At 71.1% G+C, this 20615-nt stretch carries 15 protein-coding genes; 9 read left to right on the top strand and 6 right to left on the bottom strand.

All coding sequences use genetic code 11. From position 1 onward, the window contains the following. Window positions 1-10: 10 nt before the first annotated feature. From JIX55_RS47470 to JIX55_RS47460, 3 genes are all read right to left on the bottom strand, one after another. Window positions 11-808 (bottom strand): ThuA domain-containing protein, encoded by a 798-nt coding sequence (locus tag JIX55_RS47470; RefSeq protein WP_257561691.1) that lies wholly within the window; start codon window positions 806-808, stop codon window positions 11-13. A gap of 3 nt (window positions 809-811) precedes the next feature. Continuing rightward, window positions 812-1576 (bottom strand): SDR family NAD(P)-dependent oxidoreductase, encoded by a 765-nt coding sequence (locus JIX55_RS47465; protein WP_257561692.1) that lies wholly within the window; start codon window positions 1574-1576, stop codon window positions 812-814. A 121-nt stretch (window positions 1577-1697) separates the two neighbouring features. Next, on the bottom strand, window positions 1698-2939 hold the full coding sequence (locus JIX55_RS47460; protein ID WP_257561693.1) for an acyl-CoA dehydrogenase family protein: 1242 nt from the start codon (window positions 2937-2939) through the stop codon (window positions 1698-1700). A 196-nt stretch (window positions 2940-3135) separates the two neighbouring features. Here JIX55_RS47460 and JIX55_RS47455 point away from each other — a divergent pair, with 196 nt between their 5' ends. The 6 genes from JIX55_RS47455 (at window position 3136) to JIX55_RS47430 (ending at window position 11765) form a co-directional block, all read left to right on the top strand. After that, window positions 3136-4674, top strand: coding sequence for an AMP-binding protein (locus tag JIX55_RS47455; RefSeq protein ID WP_257561694.1), 1539 nt, complete (start codon window positions 3136-3138; stop codon window positions 4672-4674). A gap of 43 nt (window positions 4675-4717) precedes the next feature. Continuing rightward, on the top strand, window positions 4718-5323 hold the full coding sequence (locus JIX55_RS47450) for a histidine phosphatase family protein (protein ID WP_257561695.1): 606 nt from the start codon (window positions 4718-4720) through the stop codon (window positions 5321-5323). A 30-nt stretch (window positions 5324-5353) separates the two neighbouring features. Beyond that, window positions 5354-6544 (top strand): acetyl-CoA C-acyltransferase, encoded by a 1191-nt coding sequence (locus JIX55_RS47445; protein WP_257561696.1) that lies wholly within the window; start codon window positions 5354-5356, stop codon window positions 6542-6544. Window positions 6545-6563: 19 nt separating this feature from the next. Then, entirely contained in the window at window positions 6564-7544 is a 981-nt protein-coding gene (locus JIX55_RS47440; protein ID WP_257561697.1) for a PDR/VanB family oxidoreductase, read from the top strand. A gap of 84 nt (window positions 7545-7628) precedes the next feature. Continuing rightward, entirely contained in the window at window positions 7629-10856 is a 3228-nt protein-coding gene (gene icmF / locus JIX55_RS47435; RefSeq protein ID WP_257561698.1) for a fused isobutyryl-CoA mutase/GTPase IcmF, read from the top strand. A gap of 48 nt (window positions 10857-10904) precedes the next feature. Then, a complete protein-coding gene (locus JIX55_RS47430; RefSeq protein WP_257561699.1) occupies window positions 10905-11765 on the top strand; it encodes a 3-hydroxybutyryl-CoA dehydrogenase in 861 nt (286 codons plus the stop codon). A 207-nt stretch (window positions 11766-11972) separates the two neighbouring features. Here JIX55_RS47430 and JIX55_RS47425 read toward each other — a convergent pair whose 3' ends face one another. Together JIX55_RS47425 and JIX55_RS47420 are read right to left on the bottom strand one after the other, a co-directional pair. Beyond that, window positions 11973-12908, bottom strand: a complete 936-nt coding sequence (locus JIX55_RS47425; RefSeq protein ID WP_257569153.1) for an alpha/beta hydrolase — start codon at window positions 12906-12908, stop codon at window positions 11973-11975. A 289-nt stretch (window positions 12909-13197) separates the two neighbouring features. Continuing rightward, a complete protein-coding gene (locus tag JIX55_RS47420; protein ID WP_257561701.1) occupies window positions 13198-14220 on the bottom strand; it encodes a LacI family DNA-binding transcriptional regulator in 1023 nt (340 codons plus the stop codon). Window positions 14221-14408: 188 nt separating this feature from the next. On the opposite strand from JIX55_RS47420, the gene JIX55_RS47415 reads away from it, so the two are divergent. From JIX55_RS47415 to JIX55_RS47405, 3 genes are read left to right on the top strand one after another with little or no spacing between them, the layout of a single operon-like run. Continuing rightward, window positions 14409-15713, top strand: coding sequence for an MFS transporter (locus JIX55_RS47415; RefSeq protein WP_257561702.1), 1305 nt, complete (start codon window positions 14409-14411; stop codon window positions 15711-15713). After that, window positions 15710-16486: an alpha/beta hydrolase family protein gene (locus tag JIX55_RS47410; RefSeq protein ID WP_257561703.1), complete on the top strand. Its 777-nt coding sequence runs from the start codon at window positions 15710-15712 to the stop codon at window positions 16484-16486. Before JIX55_RS47415 ends, JIX55_RS47410 begins: the two co-directional genes overlap by 4 nt. A gap of 29 nt (window positions 16487-16515) precedes the next feature. Next, window positions 16516-19125: an alpha-L-rhamnosidase gene (locus JIX55_RS47405; RefSeq protein ID WP_257561704.1), complete on the top strand. Its 2610-nt coding sequence runs from the start codon at window positions 16516-16518 to the stop codon at window positions 19123-19125. Window positions 19126-19651: 526 nt separating this feature from the next. Here JIX55_RS47405 and JIX55_RS47400 read toward each other — a convergent pair. Continuing rightward, complete coding sequence (locus JIX55_RS47400) at window positions 19652-20575, bottom strand: alpha/beta hydrolase fold domain-containing protein (RefSeq protein ID WP_257561705.1); 924 nt, start codon at window positions 20573-20575, stop codon at window positions 19652-19654. Window positions 20576-20615: the final 40 nt, after the last annotated feature.

Here is a 20615-nt window from a genome sequence, read left to right as displayed (position 1 = left end):
AGTTCCTCGCTCAGGCGCCGGCCCGCTCCTCTGCCGGGTTTCGCACACCCACCACCCGCTCCACGCAGCGCCGGAGCACCGTCAGGAACTCCGGTGTCTCCCATGGCCCCGCATCCACGCGCCCGGTGTCGTCCACGCCCAGGTCCTGCATGTCGTAGCGGCCCCGGCAGTGACCGAGGGTGAAGTAGCAGACCTCGCCGAGGCCGTGCCGCTTGAGGTACAGCACCGGTCGGGGCGCGCTGTCGAGGGCCGCCGTGTCGCCCTCGGCGAAACCGCGGCACGGCCCCGTGTACTCGGCGTGCAGCAGCACCTCCGGCTCCCCGTGCAGCTCGCACACGTACAGCTCGTCGGTGACCGTGAACGGCCCGATCCCGGCGACCAGCGGATGGTCGGGCCGGGTCACCCGCACCTCGTACGGCTCGATCGGCGGGTGGGCCAGGAACTGGCTGCCGAGCACCTGAGCCAGTTCCCCGAGGAGCCGTGGAGTCGTGAACGTCCTCGGCCCGTCACTCGTCGACGGCTCGATCACCGCGTTGGTGCCGTGCAGGGCGAGCCAGCGCCCGCCCCGCTCGACGAACCGGGCCAGCGCGGCCCGTTGCGCCGGGCGGGGCCGGACGTCACAGGTGTAGGTGACCAGCAGGTCGGCCTTGTCGAGGGCGGCCACGCAGTCGTAGTCCTGGTACACCGCCGTGCGCACCCGTGGATGCTCACCGAGCAGCTCCAGCAGCCGCAGCCGCGCGTGGTCGAAGTCGTGCCAGCGGCCGCCGCAGACCATTACGGCGTCCAGGCGGCCGGCCGGGCCCGCCACGGCTCAGTACTGGACGCGGGTGAGCAGCCCGCCGTCCACCACGAGGTTGACCCCGACGCAGAAGGAGCCGGTCCGGCCGAGCAGGAAGGCCACCGCCGCGGCCACGTCCTCCGCGGTGCCGTAGCGGCCGATCGGCAATTTGGCGAGCACCTCCTCGTACACCTCCGGGCGGCTGGTGCGGATGGTCTCCCAGGCGCCGCCGGGGAAGTCGATCGGGCCGGGCGAGACGGTGTTGACGCGGATGCCCTTCGGCGCGAGGGAGTGCGCGAGGGCCGAGGCGTGCTGGACGACGGCCGCCTTGAGCGCGGAGTAGGAGTTCGCTCCGGCCGGGCGCGCGGTGTCGGAGGCGTTGGTGGTGCCGATGGCCACGACGGCGGCCCGGTCGGAGGCCTCCAGGTGCGGCAGGGCCGCCTCGACGAGTCCCGCGAAGGGGATCAGGTCGCCGCGCAGGCTGGCTTCCCAGGAGTCGGGGCCCTTCACGTTGCCCGCCGACACGTTGGACACCAGCAGGTCCAGGCCGCCGAGTTCGGCGGCCGCCCGCTCGACGAAGCCCGCGAGGGCGACCGGGTCGGTGACGTCGACCGCTTCCGCGAACACTGTCGCCCCCTCGCCGCGCAGCTCGGCGGCGGCCTTGGCGAGTCCTTCCTCGCCCCGTGCGCACAGCGCCAGCGCGCAGCCCTCGGCCGCCAGGGTCGTGGCGATCGCCCGCCCGATGCCCCGACTCGCCCCGGTCACCAGCGCCTTCGCGCCTGTCAGTCCCAGATCCATCGATGTCACTCCTTTGTGATTGCCGAAACGGCCACGGTGGCTCCGTTGCCGGGAAGGTCGTTCAAGTACCGGGCAGGTCCTTCGGGTACCGGGAAGGTCCTTCGGGTGCCGGGCAGATGCCTCAGTTGCCGGGAAGCTGCGAGAACGGCGCCCGGTCCGCCCGCGGCTCCGACGGCAGCTTCAGCACCCGCTCGCCGATCAGGTTGCGCTGGATCTGATCGGTGCCTCCGGCCAGCCGGTAGCCGGGGGCGCCGAGCAGATGCTGTGTCCAGGCAAAGGTGCCCGGTTCCCCGGTGTCGGCGCTGATCCGCGCCCCCATCAGCTCGGCCGCGACCTGTCCGGTGCGGGTGAGCAGGTCGGAGGCCATGAGCTTGGTCAACGACGCCTCCGGTCCCGGCCGACCGCCGGCGGCGCTCGTCCTGGCCACCCGGTCCACGGTGGCCGCGCGCAGGGCGGCACGTACGTACAGGTCGGCCAGGCGCTGGCGGACCAGCGGATCCGAGGTGCGGCCGAGGGAGCGTGCGAGTGCGAGCACGTCGGAGAAGGTGCCGCCCTTGCGGCGGTTGCCGCTGCCGGAGGCGGTCCGTTCGAAGGCGAGGGTGGTGGTGGCGACCTCCCAGCCTTGGCCCGGGCTCCCGATCCGGAGCCGGTCCGGGACGCGTACGCCGCTGAGGAACACCTCGTTGAAGGAGGCGCCGCCGCTCATCTGGCGGATGGGACGTACCTCCACACCGGTGGCGTCCATCGGGACAAGGAAGGCGGTGATGCCGGCCTGTTTGACGACGTCCGGGTCGGTGCGGGCGAGCAGCAGGCCGTAGTCGGCGAACTGGGCTCCCGAGGTCCACACCTTCTGACCGTCGATGAGCCACTCGCCCCCGTCCTCCTGTCGGGCGCGGGTGCGCAGGGCCGCGAGGTCGGATCCGGCACCGGGCTCGCTGAAGAGCTGACAGGCCAGCAGGTCGGTACGCAGGAACGCGCGTGCGTGGTCGTGGAGTTGCTCGGCCGTCCCGAACAGGGAGACGGCCATCGCGACCAGGCGCACGGTGACGCTGATCAGCTCGGTGGACGGCGGCACCTCGAAGGCGGACTCCTCCTCGGCGAAGGCCGCCACATGGGCGGCGGTCAGGCCCGCGCCGCCCTTGTCCAGGGGGAGGGTCAGCGCCTGGTACCCGGCGTCGAAGCGGGCCCGCTGGTAGGCGCGGCAGCGCTCCAGCAGCAGGCGTTCCTCGTCCTCGGGGAGGTTGTGGAACACGGCGAGATCGGCGGCCTCTCCGGCGGACTCCGGCGTCCGCGCCGGTTCGAGCACGGTGGCCAGCCACTGCCGGACCTGTGTACGCCATGCGTCCGGATCGGGCTGGGACATGGCTCCTCCTCGGTCACTTACCAGACGACAGATTCAGTAACGGGGATCGGGAGGTAGGCCTCCCTGACCGCTGAGCCATGCGGGAATGGCTCATCTGGGGATCAGAGTGTTCCGTACTTTCTTGATAAACGCTACAGTCTCCGCATCCCCTCTCCCCTCGAATCGGGTGAGGGCCCCAGGAGCCGCCGGAGGAGCCATGTCGCTGCTGCCACTCGACCGTCGCGCCCAGGAGACACCCGACGAGCCCGCCCTGGCGGACGACCTGGGCGTGCTGTCCTGGTCCGGCCTCGCCGACCAGGTGGCCCGGGCGTCGGCACGGCTGCTGGAGTTCGCGCCCGGCCCCGACGACCGGGTCGCCGTCCTCGGCGACAACGCGATCCCGACACTGGTGGCCCATCTGGCGGGCCTGCGCGCCGGAGTGGGGACAGTGGCCACGTCCCGGAACCTCACGTCGGGCGAGCTCGTCGACCAGATCATCGACGCGGGCGTGACCGGGATCATCGCCGGCCCCGCCGGTGGCGGTGCCGCCCTCGACGCGGCCCGGGAACTGGGCCTGCCGCTGGTACTGCACGGCACCCCGGCGGTCGGGCACGCCTTCGACTGGGACCTGTGGCTGGCGGCCGCGGCCGCCGGGCGGGAGGTCCCGACGGACCGGCCCGCCCGGCCTCCGCTCGTCTACACCTCGGGAACCACCGGACGGGCGCGCGGCACCGAGGTGCGCTGGGTGAACGGCCCGGTCGCCGACAGCTCCGCCTACCTCGCCGCGATGGCCGCCCGGCCCGGATTCCCGCCGGGCGCGCACCTGGTGTGCGGCCCCCTGCAGCACAACGCACCACTGACCTCCCTGCGGCACCTGGCGGCCGGTGAGCCGGTGGTCGTCCTCGGCCGATACGACGCGGAGACGTTCCTCAGCCGGGTACGGAAGTGGCGGGTCTCCTCGACGGTGATGGTGCCCACCCACTTCCAACGGCTGCTCGCCCTCCCCGAAGAGGTCCGCGCCCGGTACGACGTCTCCAGCCTGCGGCAGGTCTCCCACACCGGCTCCGCGTGTCCGCCGGACGTGAAGCGAGCCATGATCGAGTGGTTCGGTCCGGTGCTGACCGAGTCGTACGGGGCCAGCGAAGCGGGAACCGTGGCCCGCATCAGCAGCGAGGAGTGGCTGGCGCACCCGGGCTCGGTCGGGCGCGTCCGGCCCCCGTTCGAGGTCCTGGTCACCGATGACGACGGCCGACCGCTGCCGCCCGGCGAGCGCGGGCTGCTGGCCTTCCGGGCACCCGAGGACCAGGGCGTCCGCTACCACGCGGACCCGGACAAGACCAGGTCCGCCTATCTCTCCCCCGGCGTCTTCACGCTCGGCGACATCGGCTACGTCGACGGAGACGGCTACATCTTCATCACCGACCGGGCCGCGGACGTCGTGGTCTCCGGCGGGGTCAACCTCTACCCGGCCGAGAGCGAGGCCGTACTGCGGCAGCACCCGGCGGTCGCCGAGATCGCGGTCATCGGTGTGCCCGACCCGGACTTCGGCGAGTCGCTGCGGGCGCTGGTCGTGGTGACGGGGGACGAGCCGCCGGCCGACGAGCTGGACCGGTTCTGCCGCGAGCGCCTCGCCACCCACAAGTGCCCGAAGTCGTACGAGTTCGTTCCCGAGCTGCTGCGCAACGCGATGGGCAAGCTCGACAAACGCGCGATGCGCCGCCCCTACTGGAGCTCGGAACGGACCATCGCCGGCTGAGCCGACCCGCCCGCCCTCCCCTCATACGTACGAAGGACCATCCATGACCGAACTCCTCCTCATCCGGCACGGCCTCCCCCTGGCGGGCGTGTTCGACCCGGGGCTGTCGCCGGAGGGCACCGCTCAGGCCGAGCGCCTCGCCGCCTGGCTCGGGCACGAGGGCCTCGACGCGCTGTACGTGAGCCCGTTCCGGCGGGCCCGCGAGACCGTGGCACCTCTGGAACGGCTCACCGGCATGACCGCCACCGTCCTCGACGACCTGCGCGAGTGGGACACCGACGTGACTCAGCCCTATACGCCACCGGAGCAGATCGGCACCGACGATCCCCGGGCGGCGGCGCTCGCCGAGGGCCGCTACGAGGACTTCGTGCCCGATCTGGACTGGGACGCCTTTCGCGCGCGAGCCGTGCGGGCCATGGACACCATCCTCGACGCCCATCCCGGCGGGCGGGTCGCGGCCGTGTGCCACGGCGGCATCACCAACACCTATCTGGCGACGGTGCTCGGCCTGCCCACGATGTTCTGGTTCCACCCCGACTACACGTCCGTCAGCCGGGTTCGGCGCATGCCCGGCGGCCGGATCGTTCCGCACTCCGTGAACGAGACGGCCCACATGATCGCCGATCGCGCCGTCGACGCGGTCGCCTGACCCCGTCCCACTCCCCAGGAGGTCCCGGCCATGCCCGGATCCGTCATCGTCGCCGGAGCGAGAACTCCCATCGGCAGGCTGATGGGTGCCCTGAGCACCGTGTCCGCGGTCGACCTCGGCGCCCACGCCATCGGCGCGGCACTGACCGCCGTCCGCCTGGACCCGGCGGCCGTGGAAGCCGTCGTCATGGGCCACGTCGTCCAGGCCGGGGCCGGTCCCAACCCGGCACGGCAGGCCGCGATCCGCGCCGGCATTCCCTTCTCCGTCCCCGCGAGCACCGTCAACAAGCTCTGCCTGTCCGGTCTGCACGCCATCGCCCTGGCCGACCTCATGATCGCCTCCGGCCGTCACGAGGTGGTCGTCGCCGGTGGCATGGAGTCCATGTCGGGCGCCCCGCACCTGCTGCGCGGGGCTCGCACCGGCTGGAAGTACGGTTCGGCGGCGGCGGAGGACGCCCTCGACCGCGACGCCCTCGTCTGCGCCTTCGACGGCGTCTCCATGGGCGCGGCCACCGAGCGCCACCAGCGGCCGTTCGCCCTGACCCGTGAGGAGCAGGACGAGTACAGCGCACTGTCCCATCAACGGGCCGCCGAGGCGCAGGAGTCGGGCGCGTTCACCGGGGAGATCGCCCCCGTCACCGTGGCGGGACGCCGGGGCGAGACGGTGGTGGACACCGACGAGGGCGTACGGCCGGGCAGCACCGCCGAGAGCCTGGGGCGCCTGAAGCCGGCCTTCTCCACCGCCGGCACCATCACCGCGGGCAACTCCTCACAGCTCTCGGACGGCGCCGCGGCCGTCGTCGTGATGAGCGCGGAGCGCGCCCGGCGCGAGGGCCTGTCCCCGCTCGCCGAGATCGGCGCCTACGGCACGGTCGCGGGCCCCGACCCCTCGCTGCTCGTCCAGCCGGCCGGCGCGGTCCGCGACGCCCTGTCCCGGGACGGCCGGCTCAAGACCGCCGACCTGGACCTGTTCGAGATCAACGAGGCGTTCGCCGGAGTGGCTCTGGCTTCCGTACGGGAGCTGGGCATCCCGCTGGACAAGGTGAACGTCAACGGCGGAGCGATCGCGCTCGGGCACCCGGTCGGCATGACCGGAGCCCGGCTGGTGCTGACTCTCGCGGCGGAACTGCGGCGGCGCGGAGGCGGCAGCGGAGCGGCGGCCCTGTGCGGGGGCGGCGGCCAGGGCGACGCGCTGTTGCTGCATGTGCCGACGCAGGACTGAACCCCGGAGCCGAACCACCATGAACGATCAACTGCCCCCGGTCGACACGACCCTTGTCGTGGCGACCCGTGTCCCCGCCGCCGACGGCGTCGTCTCCCTCACCCTGCGCCGACCCGACGGCGGGACGCTCGCCGCCTGGACACCGGGCGCCCACATCGACGTACTCCTGGACGGCGAAGACGGCAGCGACGGCGGCGGTCTGATCCGCCAGTACTCCCTGTGCGGAGACCCGGCTGAACGCGGGGCCTGGCAGATCGCCGTGCTGCGTGAGCCGCAGGGCCGCGGCGGCTCCGCGTACGTCCACGACCACCTGCGCGAGGGCACCACCGTGCGGGTCCGCGGACCGCGGAACAACTTCCCGCTGCGCCCCGCCGCCCGCCATCTGTTCATCGCCGGCGGGGTCGGCATCACCCCCATCCTTCCCATGGTCGAGGCCGCCGAGGCCGCTGGGGCCGACTGGAGTCTGCTGTACGGCGGCCGCACCCGTACCTCCATGGCGTTCCTGGACCGCCTCGTCCCGCACGGGGACCGCGTGCTCATCCGTCCGCAGGACGAGTACGGCCTGCTGGACCTCGCCGCCCACCTCGGCGTGCCCGAGGAGGGCACCCTGGTGCACGCCTGTGGTCCCGAACCCTTGTTGCGGGCGGTCCAGGAGCAGTGCGCGGGCTGGCCGCCCGGCACGTTGGGCGTCGAACGGTTCGCCCCGGTACGGACGGCCGCGACCGGCCCGACCGGGGCCTTCGAGCTGGAGCTCGCCCGCTCCGGGCTCACCCTCACCGTGCCGCCGGACCGTTCGGTGCTCGAAACCGTGGAGGAGGCCGGCGTCGCGGTGAACTTCTCCTGCCGGGAAGGCACGTGCGGCACCTGCGAGACCGACGTACTCGACGGCAGGCCCGACCACCGCGACTCGCTGCTGACCGAGGACGAACGGGCCGCAGGAGACACCATGCTCATCTGCGTCTCCCGCTCGTGCGGGCCCCGCCTGGTCCTCGATCTGTGACGGCGATCACTCCCAGTATTTTACTAGGACGTCCTAGTATCCATTCCGTCAGCAGTCCCCCCGCCCTGTCCGGGAAGGCCCCCCATGAGCGATCTGCACCGACCCGCGCATCCTGTCCGCCTGGTCACGGCTTCGGCTCTGTTCGACGGGCATGACGCGTCGATCAACATCATGCGGCGGATCTTCCAGTCCCAGGGCGCCGAGGTGATCCACCTCGGACACAACCGGTCGGTGCGGGAGGTCGTGGACGCGGCGTTGGAGGAGGACGCCCACGGTGTCGCCGTCTCGTCGTACCAGGGCGGGCACGTGGAGTACTTCGAGTACCTGGTCGAGTCACTGCGTGCGCGGGGAGCCGACCACATCCGCGTGGTGGGCGGCGGAGGCGGCGTCATCGTGCCCGAGGAGATCACCCGGCTACGGAACAGCGGGGTGACCATCTTCTCCCCCGAGGACGGCCAGCGGATGGGCCTCGCCGGGATGGTCAACTCGGTCGTGGAGGACTGCGACTTCGACCTCTGGGACGGCAAGCCGACCGACGCCGCCGCCGTACTCGCCGGCGACCGCTTCGCGATCGCCCGCGCCATCACCGGCGCGGAACTGGGCAAGCTGCCCCCGGATCTCCTGGAGCAACTGCGTGCCGCCGCCGCGGCACGGGTCATGCCGGTGCTCGGCATCACCGGCACCGGCGGCTCCGGAAAGTCCTCTCTCACCGATGAACTGGTGCGCCGCTTCCGCGTCGACCAGCAGGACAAGCTGCGCATCGCGGTGCTCGCGGTCGACCCGACCCGCCGCCGCGGCGGCGGGGCACTGCTCGGTGACCGGATCCGCATGAACTCCCTCGACGGGAACCGGGTCTTCTTCCGGAGCCTGGCCACCCGTGGCAGCCACGAGCTGCCCGAGCACCTGTCCGACGTCATCGACGTGGTCAAGGCCGCCGGATTCGACCTGGTGATCGTGGAGACACCGGGCATCGGCCAGGGAGACGCCGCGATCGTGCCGTACGTCGACACCTCGCTGTATGTGATGACACCGGAGTTCGGTGCCGCCTCGCAGTTGGAGAAGATCGACATGCTCGACTTCGCCGACGTCGTGGCGATCAACAAGTTCGAGCGGCGCGGCGCGCACGACGCGCTGCGCGACGTGGGCCGCCAACTGATCCGTAACCGCGAGGCGTTCGGCATGCGGCCCGAGGACATGCCGGTGTACGGCACGTCGGCGGCGACCTTCAACGACGACGGTGTCACCGCGCTCTACCAGCACCTCAAGGCCGGGCTGGCCGAGAAGGGGCTGCCACTGTCCGAGGGCGCGCTGACACCGGCCGGCGTGCGCCACTCCTCCGGCATCCGGCAGGTGGTGCCCGCGGACCGGGTGCGCTACCTCGCCGAGATCACCGACACCGTCCGCGCGTACCACGCCGAGACCGGCCACCTGGCCGAAGCGGCAAGGCGGGTGCAGCGCCTGGAGACGGTCAGCGCCGAACTCGTCGCGGCCGACTCCGACGCGGCCAACGTGCGGTCGCTCCTTCGGGGCGCCCGCGAGCAGCTCCCGCACCACATCACGGAGCAGATCGCGAACTGGCCCGCCGTCATCGCCTCCTACTCCGGAGACGAGCAGGTGGTGAAGGTCCGGGACAAGGAGATCCGCACCAGGCTGACCCGCGAGTCCCTGTCCGGCAGCAAGGTCCCGCGCGTCGCCCTGCCCCGCTTCACCGACCACGGGGAGCTGGTGCGGTTCTGGCGCGGGGAGAACCTGCCCGGCCACTTCCCCTTCACGGCCGGGGTGTTCCCCTTCAAGCGCGACGGCGAGGACCCGGCGCGGATGTTCGCCGGTGAGGGCGATCCGTACCGTACGAACCGCCGCTTCAAGCTGCTCTCCGAGGGCCAACCGGCCACCCGCCTGTCCACCGCCTTCGACTCGGTCACCCTCTACGGCCGTGACCCGGACGAACGCCCCGACATCTACGGCAAGGTCGGCACGTCCGGAGTATCGGTGGCCACGCTGGCGGACATGAAGGCGCTCTACGACGGCTTCGACCTGATCTCGCCCACGACCTCGGTCTCCATGACCATCAACGGACCCGCGCCGACCATCCTGGCGTTCTTCCTCAACACCACCATCGACCAGCAGATGGAAGGGTTCCGAACCGCCGAGGGCCGGGACCCCTCGCCCGAGGAGGCGGCCGAGCTGCGGGCCCACGCGCTCGCCACCGTGCGCGGCACCGTGCAGGCCGACATCCTCAAGGAGGACCAGGGCCAGAACACCTGTCTGTTCTCCACCGAGTTCTCCCTGCGGATGATGGCCGACATCCAGGAGTGGTTCATCGCCCACAAGGTCCGCAACTTCTACTCCGTGTCCATTTCCGGCTACCACATCGCCGAAGCCGGTGCGAACCCCATCAACCAGCTCGCCTTCACCCTCGCCAACGGCTTCACCTACGTCGAGGCCTACCTCGCCCGGGGCATGCGCATCGACGACTTCGCCCCGAACCTGTCGTTCTTCTTCTCCAACGGCATGGACCCCGAGTACTCCGTCCTCGGCCGAGTCGCCCGCCGTATCTGGGCCGTCGCGATGAAGGAGAAGTACGGCGCGGGCGAACGCAGCCAGAAGCTGAAGTACCACGTCCAGACCTCCGGACGCTCCCTGCACGCCCAGGAGATGGACTTCAACGACATCCGCACCACCCTGCAGGCCCTCACGGCCATCTACGACAACGCCAACTCGCTGCACACCAACGCCTACGACGAGGCCGTCACCACCCCGTCCGAGGAGTCGGTACGGCGGGCGCTGGCGATCCAGCTCGTCATCAACCGCGAGTGGGGCCTGGCGATGAACGAGAACCCCCTGCAGGGATCGTTCGTCATCGACGAACTCACCGATCTGGTGGAGGAGGCCGTCCTCCAGGAGTTCGAGCGCATCAGCGAGCGCGGTGGTGTGCTGGGCGCGATGGAGACCGGCTACCAGCGGGGCCGTATCCAGGACGAGTCGATGCTGTACGAGCAGCGTAAGCACGACGGCACACTGCCCATCATCGGCGTCAACACCTTCCTCCGCCCCGGAGGCGACAGCCGGCCCCCGGAGCTGGAACTCGCCCGGGCCACCGAGACGGAGAAGCAGTCCCAGCTGGAGCGCGTGCGGGCCTTCCGGACTCGCCACCGCGACCAGGCCCACCATGCCCTGGCCGCTCTCAAGGACGCGGCGACGAGCGGCGGCAACGTCTTCGCCGTCCTCATGGACGCCACCCGGGTCTGCTCACTTCAGGAGATCACCGAAGCCTTCTTCGAGGTGGGCGGCCAATACCGCCGAAACGTCTGACCCAGCCCCGGAATCCACCCCGCAGCGACTCATCAGATAGGACCTCAGATGGATCCCGTTACCCGCCTCGGCATTGTCGGTTGCGGCCTCATGGGCTCCGGCATCGCCGAAGTCGCCGCCCGCGGCGGCATCGACGTCCGCGTCGCCGAGGCCACACCGGACGCGGTCGAGGCAGGCCGCCGCCGGCTCACCGCCTCCCTCGACCGAGGCGTACGGCGTGGCAAGCTCGGCGAGGAGCAGCGCGACCAGGCCCTCGCCAGGCTTTCCTTCACCCACGACCTCAGCGACATGGCCGACCGCCAGTTCGTCATCGAGGCCGTCGCCGAGAACCGCGACATCAAGGCCGACGTCCTGCGCACCCTGGACAAGGCGGTCGAAGACCCTTCGGCGGTCCTGGCCACCAACACCTCCTCGATCCCCGTCGTCGATCTCGCCGTCGTCACCGAGCGGCCCGCGCAGGTCATCGGCATGCACTTCTTCAATCCGGTGCCCGTGCAGCGGCTGGTCGAGGTCATTCCCACCCTCATCACCAGCGCGGACACCGTGGACCGCACCCGCGGCTTCGCCGAGCAGTTGGGCAAACAGGCCATCCAGGCGCCCGACCGTTCCGGCTTCGTCGTCAACGCCCTCCTCGTTCCCTACCTGCTCAGCGCGGTCCGGATGGTGGAGTCGTGCTCCGCGCAGCCGGAGGACATCGACCGGGGCATGGAACTCGGATGCGCCCACCCCATGGGGCCGTTGCGCCTGCTCGACCTCATCGGCCTCGACACCGCCCAGGCCGTGGCCGAGTCGATGTACGAGGAGTACAAGGAGCCGCTGTACGCACCGCCCGCACTCCTGCGCCGCATGGTCGCCGCGGGTCACCTCGGCCGAAAGAGCGGACGCGGCTTCCACACCTACGACGCCTGAACCAGGGCCGGCCGCAGTCCGAGTGGAGAAAGGAAGCCCCGCTCCGGGCACCGCGAGGATCCATGATCTCGGCTTCACAGAAGACGGCGACGGGGCGGCACCGATCCCGGCCTGAGTCCTACCGGCACCGCTCCGCCGCGGCCCTCAACGACGCCATGTCCACGGTCCGGCCGAGAAAACCTCGGACCGGACTCGTCAGCTCCGCCGTCACTCCCCCAGCAGTCGTCGCAGCCACCGCAGACGGGCCGCACGGGCGTCGACCGAGAGTGCCGCCTGCGGCACGAAGCCGTCGAACCCGTGGAAGCCGCCCGGCCAGACATGCAGTTCGGCGCTGCCTCCTGCCTGCCAGATCCTGGAGGCGTAGGTGACGTCCTCGTCGCGGAAGGTCTCCGCGGAGCCGACGTCGATGAAGGCGGGAGGCAGGTCGGAGAGGTCGTCCGCGCGAGCCGGCGCGGCGTACGGTGAGACGTCGTCGGTGCCACGTGCCTCGCCCAACAGCGCGTTCCAGCCGGTCTCGTTGGCGGTGCGGTCCCATACGCCGAGCCCGGTCATCTGGTGGGCGGACAGTGTGTCGTTGCGGTCGTCGAGCATCGGGCACGTCAGGAGCTGGCCGATGGGGCGGGGGCCCTGGCGGTCGCGGGCGAGGAGTGCGAGGGCCGCGGCGAGTCCGCCGCCCGCGCTGCCCCCGGCCAGGATGATGCGGTCCGGATCGCCGCCGATCTCCTTGGCGTGTTCCGCCGTCCACAGCAGACCGGCGTAGCAGTCCTCGACCGGCGCCGGGTGCGGATGCTCGGGGGCGAGCCGGTATTCCACCGACACCACGACCAGGTCCAGTTCCTGAGCCCAGTCGAGGGGAAGGCCCAGCCGGTTGGTGCCGAGGACCATGCCCCCGGGGTGCGTGAAGTACACGATCGGCCGTGGTTCAGCCCCGTGGGCGGGGCGACAGATCAGCAGGGAGACGTCCGGTGCGCCCGGCGGGCCGGGCACCGCCCGCTCCTGTATCTCCAAGAGCCCGCCACAGCTCAGTTCGTCGTCCGTCATGAGGGGAATCCCGCCGTTGAACCGCTCTCTCGCCGCGGGGATGTCGTCCGGGGTCGCCGTGGTCGGCGCCTGGTCACCGAGTTCCACCAGGGCGGCGGCCAACTCCGGGTCGAAGGGGGGGGGGAGGGGGCGTGGTCATGTGAACCTCCTGGGGGTTGATCATCGAAGCTCGCGGCCCGGTTGAAGGGGCATCGCGACGCGACGAATCCGTGCGGTGGGGATGTCTGTTCGTCGGGCGCCGGGTCCGCGAGGAAAGAGCGGCGTCTGCGGAGGGGGGAGCAGGCCGAGGCCCCGGCTTACGCGGTCGTACGGTCCAGGCACCTACGCTCGTTTCTTCGAGGCCGCGCGGGTCCGTGAGTTGGAGGGGACGGTGAGACGGCGGAGGAGCCGGTCAGGCGGAGTCCCGCGCTTCCACCCGAAGCGCATCCTCGACGGGGCCGACGGGAAGCTCCGTCCGATCGGGGGCGTCGACCCGATCGAGGGCGTCGACGACGCGGCGGGCAAGACCCCGCGCGAGGGTGTCGGTGTCGCGGACGACCGTGGTCAGCGACGGTCGCAGCAGAGCCGAGCTCGGGATGTCGTCGACACCGATCACGGCGAGGTCGTGCGGAGCCCGCAGCCCGAGGGACTGCACGGCCAGCAGGACCGCCATGGCGATGTCGTCGTTGAACGCGCAGACGCCCGTCACCGGCGGGTCGGCCGCGAGCCATGCCTTCACCGCTTCCATGGCACCGTCCAGGTCCAGCGGGACGGTCCGGACATCGGGCTCCGGAAGGCCGTGTTCGGCGCAGACCTTGCGGACCCCGTCCAGTCGCGGCTGGGCCAGGACGTCGAGTCGCGGCAGGTCCGGGTAGGCGTAGCCGAGCCTGCGGTGCGAGCCGGCGAGATGGCGGGCCTGCATCGCGCCGATCGGTTCCTCGGACACCAAGGGTGATCGGGCGTCCCGCGCCGAGCCGTGCATCGCCATGACGACCTCGATGCCCGCCGCCCGCATGGCCTCGGCTTCGGCCTCGGGGAACTCGCTCAGGGCGAGTACCGCGGCGGGTGTCAGGGCCCGCCAGATCTCCCGCAGGGGCCGGGCGGGCTGCGCCGAGGAGTGCACGAGGAAGGTGAGCTCGTGTTCGGCGAAGGCGTTGGTCAGCTGTTGGATGAGCCGTCCGAGTACATGCTGGATCGGCCAGTCCGGCAGCACACCGAGCACGATGTCCGAACGCCCCGTCCGTAGTGCGCGCGCCGCGGCCGAGGGCGCGTAGCCGAGCCGGACAGCGGCGTCCCACACCCGGCGGCGGGTAGCCTCGGCGATCTTCTGGTGCGGGGTGTCGTTGAGGACGTAGCTCACCGTCGCGCGCGAGACACCGGCCTCCCGTGCGACATCCCCGCTGGTCACCCGTCTGCCTCTGGACGTCCCGGCCATGCATCCCACCCTCTGACGGACCTCTTGCCAAACCCCGCGAGTGCGGGCTAGCTTACCCGCTCAGTCAACCTACACGTTTAAGTGGCGCGATTAAGTAACGCTCTGTAGCAGAATCCGGCAACTCTCCCCAGGTGCCACGCTTCAGGTCCCCCACCCTCCCCGTCTCCGGTAGTCAACGAAGAGGACCCATGTCTGGCCTGAAAGACAGCACGAGCAACCCCTGGAAGACCGCGACGCTCGCCGGCATGGCCTCCTACCTGGACGCCGCCGCTCTGGTGACGTCGGGCATCGCCATCGCCGGCTACTATGCCGCACCCCTCCAACTCAGCCCCGAGACCATCGGCTCCCTGCTGGGACTGCAGACTCTGGCCTTCGCCGTCGGCGCACTGTTCGGCGGCCGGCTGGGCGACCGATTCGGCCGCAGGGCGGTCTTCACCCTCTCGCTGATCCTCTACGCGGTCGGTGTCCTGCTGCTCCTCGTGGCGGCGGACCCCGCTCTGCTGTACGCCGGTGTCGTGGTCACGGGCCTGGCCATCGGCGCGGACCTCCCGGTGTCGCTCGCACTGGTCAACGAGGAAGCACCGGCCGGCAAGAAGGGCACCATGGTGGTCTTCTCCAGCATGCTCTGGCTCGCCGGCATCGTGGCCGTGCTGATGCTGAGCTCCTTCATGGGAGCGCAGGGCATGCTCGGCGGCCGCATCCTCTTCGCCCACCTGCTGGCCGTGGCGGTCATCGTGCTGCTCCTGCGCCTCACCCTCCGCGAGTCGGCCGAGTGGGCCGCCGCTCGCCAGGCCGCCGACGCACACACGAACGCCGCCGAGACCATCCAGTTCAGCCATATCCGCGATCTCTTCCGGGGGCCGACCCTCTACGCCCTGCTCGCGACGGGGCTCTACTACGCCACCTGGAACCTCGGCGCGAACACCCTCGGTCAGTTCGGCACGTTCCTGTGGACCGCTCTGGCCGAGGGAGAGGTCGCGCAGTACTCGCGGCTGACCCTCCTCGGACTTCCGGTGGGCTTCGTGGCCGGCCTGGTGTTCATGCGCGTGGTCGACCGCCCGGCCAGGCACGCCTGGTTCGCCGCGGGCACCGCCCTGATCGTCATCGCCTGGGCACTGCCGGCCCTGCTCGGACCCGGCAGGTTCACCCTGGTCGCCGTCATGCTCGTCTCCGGCCTCGGCAACTCCTTCGCCGGTGAGTCCATCTACAAGATCTGGTCCCAGGAACTCTTCCCCACCCTGCTGCGGGCCACCGCGACCGGCGTGACCATGGCCTTCACCCGGGCCATCGCCGGGCTTGCCGCGCTCGGCACCCCGGCCTTCGCCCTGGGCCACACCGGGCTGTTCTTCGGCCTGCTCCTCGGCGCCACATTGGTAGCGGCGGTGATCGGCCTGGTCTGGGTGCCGCGCCTGCCCCACGCCACCCGGCCCGAGGAGTCCGCCGGCCCGAGCAGCGCTCCCGTAATCGAGACCACCGTAAAGGCTGCTCCTTGATCCGCCATCACGACTTCCGTCACCACGGCCTGACGCTGCGCTCCACGCTGCACGTCCCCGAAGGGCCGACCGGAACCCGCCGTCCGACCGTGGTGTTCGTCCACGGCTTCACCTCCAACCGGATCGAACTGCCGAACTTCGTCGCCATGTCCCGGCTGTTGCACGACAACGGCATCGCCTCGGTACGGTTCGACCTCTCGGGCCACGGGGAGAGCGACGGCGACTTCTTCGATGTGACCATCACCGGCGAGATCGCCGAAACCCGCGCGATCCTCCAGGCGGTCCGGGCCCTCGACTTCGTCGACCCCGACCGGATCGGCCTGGTCGGGATGAGCATGGGCGGCGTGGTCGCCGGCATCACGGCAGCCGAAGAGCCCGGGATCAGCGCCCTGTGCCTGTGGTCCCCGGCCGCCGTCGCCCCCTTCGAGATCGGAAGGGGCTACCTCAAAGGCCGCAGTTTCGCACCGGAGATCGCGGAGAAGGGCTACATCGACGCCGATGGTCACCGGATGAGCCCCGCCCTCGTCGAGGACATCGCCGGTCTCGATGTCTACGGGCGGTCCAGCGTGTACACCGGCCCGGTCCACATCCTGCACGGTGACAAGGACGACGTCGCACCTCTCGAGTACGTGCGCCGCTACCTGGATCACTACAACGGCAACGCGGATCTGGAGATCGTCGAGGGCGCGGATCACGCCTGGGGTTCCATCCCGCACCGCACCGCGCTGCACCAGTCCACGCTGCGATTCCTCCGGAGGCACCTCCAGCGATGAAGACGTCGAGCCTTACGGCACTCCACGCGATGGACACCGCGACGTCGGTCGTCGGGCTGCACACCGCGGACGACTCCGGTCTCGTGGCCACCCCGTACCCCGATCCCCGCCTGTCGTGGTCACTGACGAGCGACAGGCCGGACGTCCTGCAACACGCCTACGAGATCCAGGTGTCGACCGAGAGGTCCTTCCGCGACACCGCGTCCAGCGGCGAGGTCGAGTCCGACGTGGTGACCGATCACCCGTGGCCGGCCGAACCGCTGAGCAGCCGCGAGGTCCGGTACTGGCGTGTCCGTGTCCGCACCGACCTCGGGTGGACCGCATGGAGTGAACCGGCCCGTGTGGAGGCCGCGCTGCTCGACGACACGGACTGGGTCGCCCGCCCCGTCCATCTGCCCAGTGACCGGGGCCGTACCTCCCCCGGCCCCGTGCCGTTGCTCCGCCGGGAGTTCAGCCTCCCGGCGGAGCCGGTGTCCGCGCGGCTGTACGTGACCTCACTGGGCGTGCACCGCACCGCGGTCAACGGCCGTCCCGTCTCCGACGAGCTGCTGGAGCCGGGCTGGACCAGCTACCCCAACCGACTTCTCTACGCCACCTACGACGTCACCGGCCTCCTCGTCCCCGGCCCGAACGCCCTCTCCGCCGCGGTCGGTGACGGCTGGTACCGCGGCCATCTCACCTGGCACAAGAACCGCGACGTCTACGGCGACACGACGGCTGTGCTCGCCCAGCTCGAAGTCACCCTGGCCGACGGCAGCAGCGTCATGGTCGCCACCGACGACCACTGGAGAGGCGGTTACGGCGACCTGCTGGCAGCGGACCTGTACGACGGCTGCGAACGGGACCTCCGCCACGAGCCCGACGGCTGGCAACTGCCCGGCTTCGTCGACCACGACTGGGAACCGGTCACCCCACTCCCCCTCCCCCAAGGGCTGACGCAGCGGGCGCACCCACCCGTACGTGTCGTACAGGTCATCCGGCCCGAGCAACAGACCCTGCCCGACGGCACGATCGCCGTCGACGCGGGCGAGAACATCACCGGCTGGCTCAGGCTCCGCGTCGACGGCCCGCCGGGAAGCACCGTCACCGTCCGGCATGCCGAGGTTCTCGACGGCGACGGCCGCCTGCTGACGAGCATCCTGCGCGGCGCCCGCGCCACCGACCAGTACACCTTGGCCGGGGACAGGGCCGATCTGAGACCGGAGTTCACCTTCCACGGCTTCCGGTACGCCGAGATCGTCACCTCCCCTGGCGTGACCGTCGAGGCGGTCGAGGTCGACGTGGTGGCCAGCGACCTGCGTCGCATCGGCGATTTCCACTGCTCCGACGAGCGCGTGAACACGCTGTACGCCAACGTCGTACGCTCCCAGCGCGGCAACTTCCTCGCCGTGCCCACGGACTGCCCGCAGCGCGACGAACGGCTCGGCTGGACCGGGGACATCATGGCCTTCGCCCCCACCGCGTGCGCCACCTTCGACAGCGCCGCCTTCCTCGACAGCTGGCTCACCGATCTCCGTGTCGAGCAGCGGCCGGACGGCGCGGTCCCGATGGTGATCCCCGATGTACCGCTCGGCGAGCTGCCGCCGGCCGATCTGCCGTTCGCCGGTACCGCTGCGGGCTGGGGCGACGCCGCCACCGTCGTACCGGCCGCCCTCTTCGACGCCTACGGCCGGCCCGGCATGCTGGGCCGCCACTACGCGGCGATGCGCGCCTGGGTCGAGTTCACCGTCGATCATCTGGCCGAGGACGGGACCTGGAGCGGCAACGCCCAGCTCGGTGACTGGCTCGACCCGGCCGCGCCACCCGAGGACCCGGCCCGTGCCACCACCGACTCCGCCTATGTCGCCACCGCCTTCGTCGCGCACAGCGCCCGTCTGCTCGCCGACGCGGCCCGTGAACTGGGCCACGCGGACGATGTCGACCGGTACGCGGCCCTGCACCGGCGCACCGCCGAGGCCGCCTGGCGCGAGTGGGGCGACCACGCCCGCACCACGCAGACGGGCTGCGCGCTCGCCCTGGAATTCGGCATCGCGCCGGCCACCGAGCGCGCCGACGTGGGCAAGGCCCTCGCGAGTCTGGTGCGCGCCAACGGCGGACGTATCGCCACGGGGTTCCTGGGCACACCGTTCGTGCTGCCCGCCCTCAGCAGCACGGGCCACACGGCCGAGGCGTACGAGTTGCTGCTCAACCCCGAGTGTCCGGGCTGGCTGTACCAGGTCGCCCAGGGCGCCACCACCATGTGGGAGCGGTGGGACGCGATACGCCCCGACGGCACCATCGACGTCGAGAAGGCGGGCACGATGCTGTCGTTCAACCACTACGCCTACGGCGCGGTCGCCGCGTGGCTCTACCGGTCTGTCGCAGGTCTGCGCCCCGTCGATCCCGGCTATCGCACGATCGAGATCGCTCCCCGCCCCGGAGGCACACTCACGTCCGCCGAGGCCTCGATCGCCACTCCGTACGGCACCGCGTCCGTCGCGTGGTCGATCGGTGACGACGCCCTCACGGTGAAGGCCGTTCTGCCGCCCGGCACCACCGGACGGTTCAGCGCTCCCGAGGGCTGGCGCGGTGCGGAGGCCATCGACCGACTCGGATCCGGCAGCCACCTCGTGTCCCTGCGTCCGGTCACCCGTTCCTGACCGCCACCCACCCAAGGATCCGCACGATGGCGACCCCCCACGATCACCGCGCAGCCGAACTGGCCTCGCCGAGAAGACCGCACTGCTCCCTGAAGGGCGACAGTGTGTGGCGACCGCTCACCCTCGGCTCAACCGCCGGCGAGTGGTTCGCTCACCCCGCCGTCGGCCCTGCCCTCACCGTGGCGATGACGTCCGGGCTCAGCTCGGAACAGTCCGACGAGGTCCTGGAGGGGAACGAAGGCGCGCTGCGCCTGGCGGATTGTCGTCCATGGCGATGCGTCAGTTCCTCGGGTTCCTCCCCAAGCCGATTCCGGACGAGACGCTGGAGCGGCTCATGAGGATGAGCGAGGCGTAACCGGAGCCTGTCGGCCTCGGATCTCCTCACCCCCGGTCCCGGAAACGGGGCTCACAGACGGCGGCCCGCTGCTCCCTGACACGCAGCGGGCCGCTCCCTCCCATGCGCCATGCAGCGCGTACCGCATGGCGCAGCTCGCCCAACCGTTCAGGTCAGCGCCGCCGCGCCGCCTCACCGCAGGGCGTCGGCGAAGAAGTCGAGTGAGCGGTCGACCTCGGCGAGAGCCGGGGTCCGGTTGAGGTGGCCGTGCGGCATACCGGCGGCCAGATAGGTCCTGACCTCGACCTCGGATGCCGTCAACTGCCGTGCCAGGAGTTCGGCCGACGGCCGGAGGTCGTCGTATTCGGAGACCAGCACGTGAACCGGCGGGAGGCCGTGCAGCGGGGCCGCGCCGGGCAGTGCGTCGCGCGGGAGGTCGGTGAGGCGGCCGACGTAGTTCCGCACCATGAACTCGATGTCCGCCGTGGTGAACCGCATCGTCGGGGGCAGGGCCGTCATGTCGGCGGCTGTGGCGGTCTCGAGAGCCGGGACGGGGAAGTGCGCGAACGGGTAGGCGAGCAGGAGGAGATCGGCCGGCCGCAGTGCCTCGTCACGGTCCCGGAGGGCTGCGGCAAGGGCCAGCGCCGCGCCCGCGCTCGCCCCGCCGAGAGCCACGACCTCGGCGTCGGCTGCCAGCTCGGTCCTGAGCCACCGCCACGCGGCGCACACGTCGTCCACCGGGACCGGGTAGTGGACGCCGCCGTTGGCCAACCTGTAGTCGACGGAGACCACCACGGCCCCGGCCCGCGCCGCCAGTTCGGCCGCGACGACGTGTGCCTCGGGCATGTCGAGGTCGCCGCCGAGGAAACCGCCGCCGTGCACCCACAGGACGGCCGTGGAACCGGGGTGCCGGGGGGTGTACGTCCTGACCGGCACCGGGCCATGAGGACCGGCTGTCTCACGGTTGTCCACCACGACGTCGGGCTGGGTCCATTCCTTCGGGTCCCGCATGAACTCGCCGAACCGCGACAGGGCGCCCGGGTCGGCGAGATCGGCGAACGTGAGGCCGGAGACGAGGTGCAGCCTCTCCGCGAGATAGGGGTCGAGGGGCATCATGGCCGCCTTCCGTGGCGTCTGGGCAGGGACAGCAGGCGTA

The organism is Streptomyces sp. DSM 40750 (genome assembly GCF_024612035.1).
In the GTDB taxonomy this organism is placed as follows: domain Bacteria; phylum Actinomycetota; class Actinomycetes; order Streptomycetales; family Streptomycetaceae; genus Streptomyces.
Note: the sequence above shows the minus strand (reverse complement) of the source record. Positions and strands in the feature narration are given on the sequence as shown.

What these genes read in the sequence shown, in the direction of transcription:
- JIX55_RS47465 (WP_257561692.1), bottom strand. Translation starts at nt 1,576, where the DNA reads ATGGATCTGGGACTGACAGGCGCGAAGGCGCTGGTGACCGGGGCGAGT.
- JIX55_RS47460 (WP_257561693.1), bottom strand. Translation starts at nt 2,939, where the DNA reads ATGTCCCAGCCCGATCCGGACGCATGGCGTACACAGGTCCGGCAGTGG.
- JIX55_RS47455 (WP_257561694.1), top strand. Translation starts at nt 3,136, where the DNA reads ATGTCGCTGCTGCCACTCGACCGTCGCGCCCAGGAGACACCCGACGAG.
- JIX55_RS47450 (WP_257561695.1), top strand. Translation starts at nt 4,718, where the DNA reads ATGACCGAACTCCTCCTCATCCGGCACGGCCTCCCCCTGGCGGGCGTG.
- JIX55_RS47445 (WP_257561696.1), top strand. Translation starts at nt 5,354, where the DNA reads ATGCCCGGATCCGTCATCGTCGCCGGAGCGAGAACTCCCATCGGCAGG.
- JIX55_RS47440 (WP_257561697.1), top strand. Translation starts at nt 6,564, where the DNA reads ATGAACGATCAACTGCCCCCGGTCGACACGACCCTTGTCGTGGCGACC.
- icmF (WP_257561698.1), top strand. Translation starts at nt 7,629, where the DNA reads ATGAGCGATCTGCACCGACCCGCGCATCCTGTCCGCCTGGTCACGGCT.
- JIX55_RS47430 (WP_257561699.1), top strand. Translation starts at nt 10,905, where the DNA reads ATGGATCCCGTTACCCGCCTCGGCATTGTCGGTTGCGGCCTCATGGGC.
- JIX55_RS47420 (WP_257561701.1), bottom strand. Translation starts at nt 14,220, where the DNA reads ATGGCCGGGACGTCCAGAGGCAGACGGGTGACCAGCGGGGATGTCGCA.
- JIX55_RS47415 (WP_257561702.1), top strand. Translation starts at nt 14,409, where the DNA reads ATGTCTGGCCTGAAAGACAGCACGAGCAACCCCTGGAAGACCGCGACG.
- JIX55_RS47405 (WP_257561704.1), top strand. Translation starts at nt 16,516, where the DNA reads ATGGACACCGCGACGTCGGTCGTCGGGCTGCACACCGCGGACGACTCC.
- JIX55_RS47400 (WP_257561705.1), bottom strand. Translation starts at nt 20,575, where the DNA reads ATGATGCCCCTCGACCCCTATCTCGCGGAGAGGCTGCACCTCGTCTCC.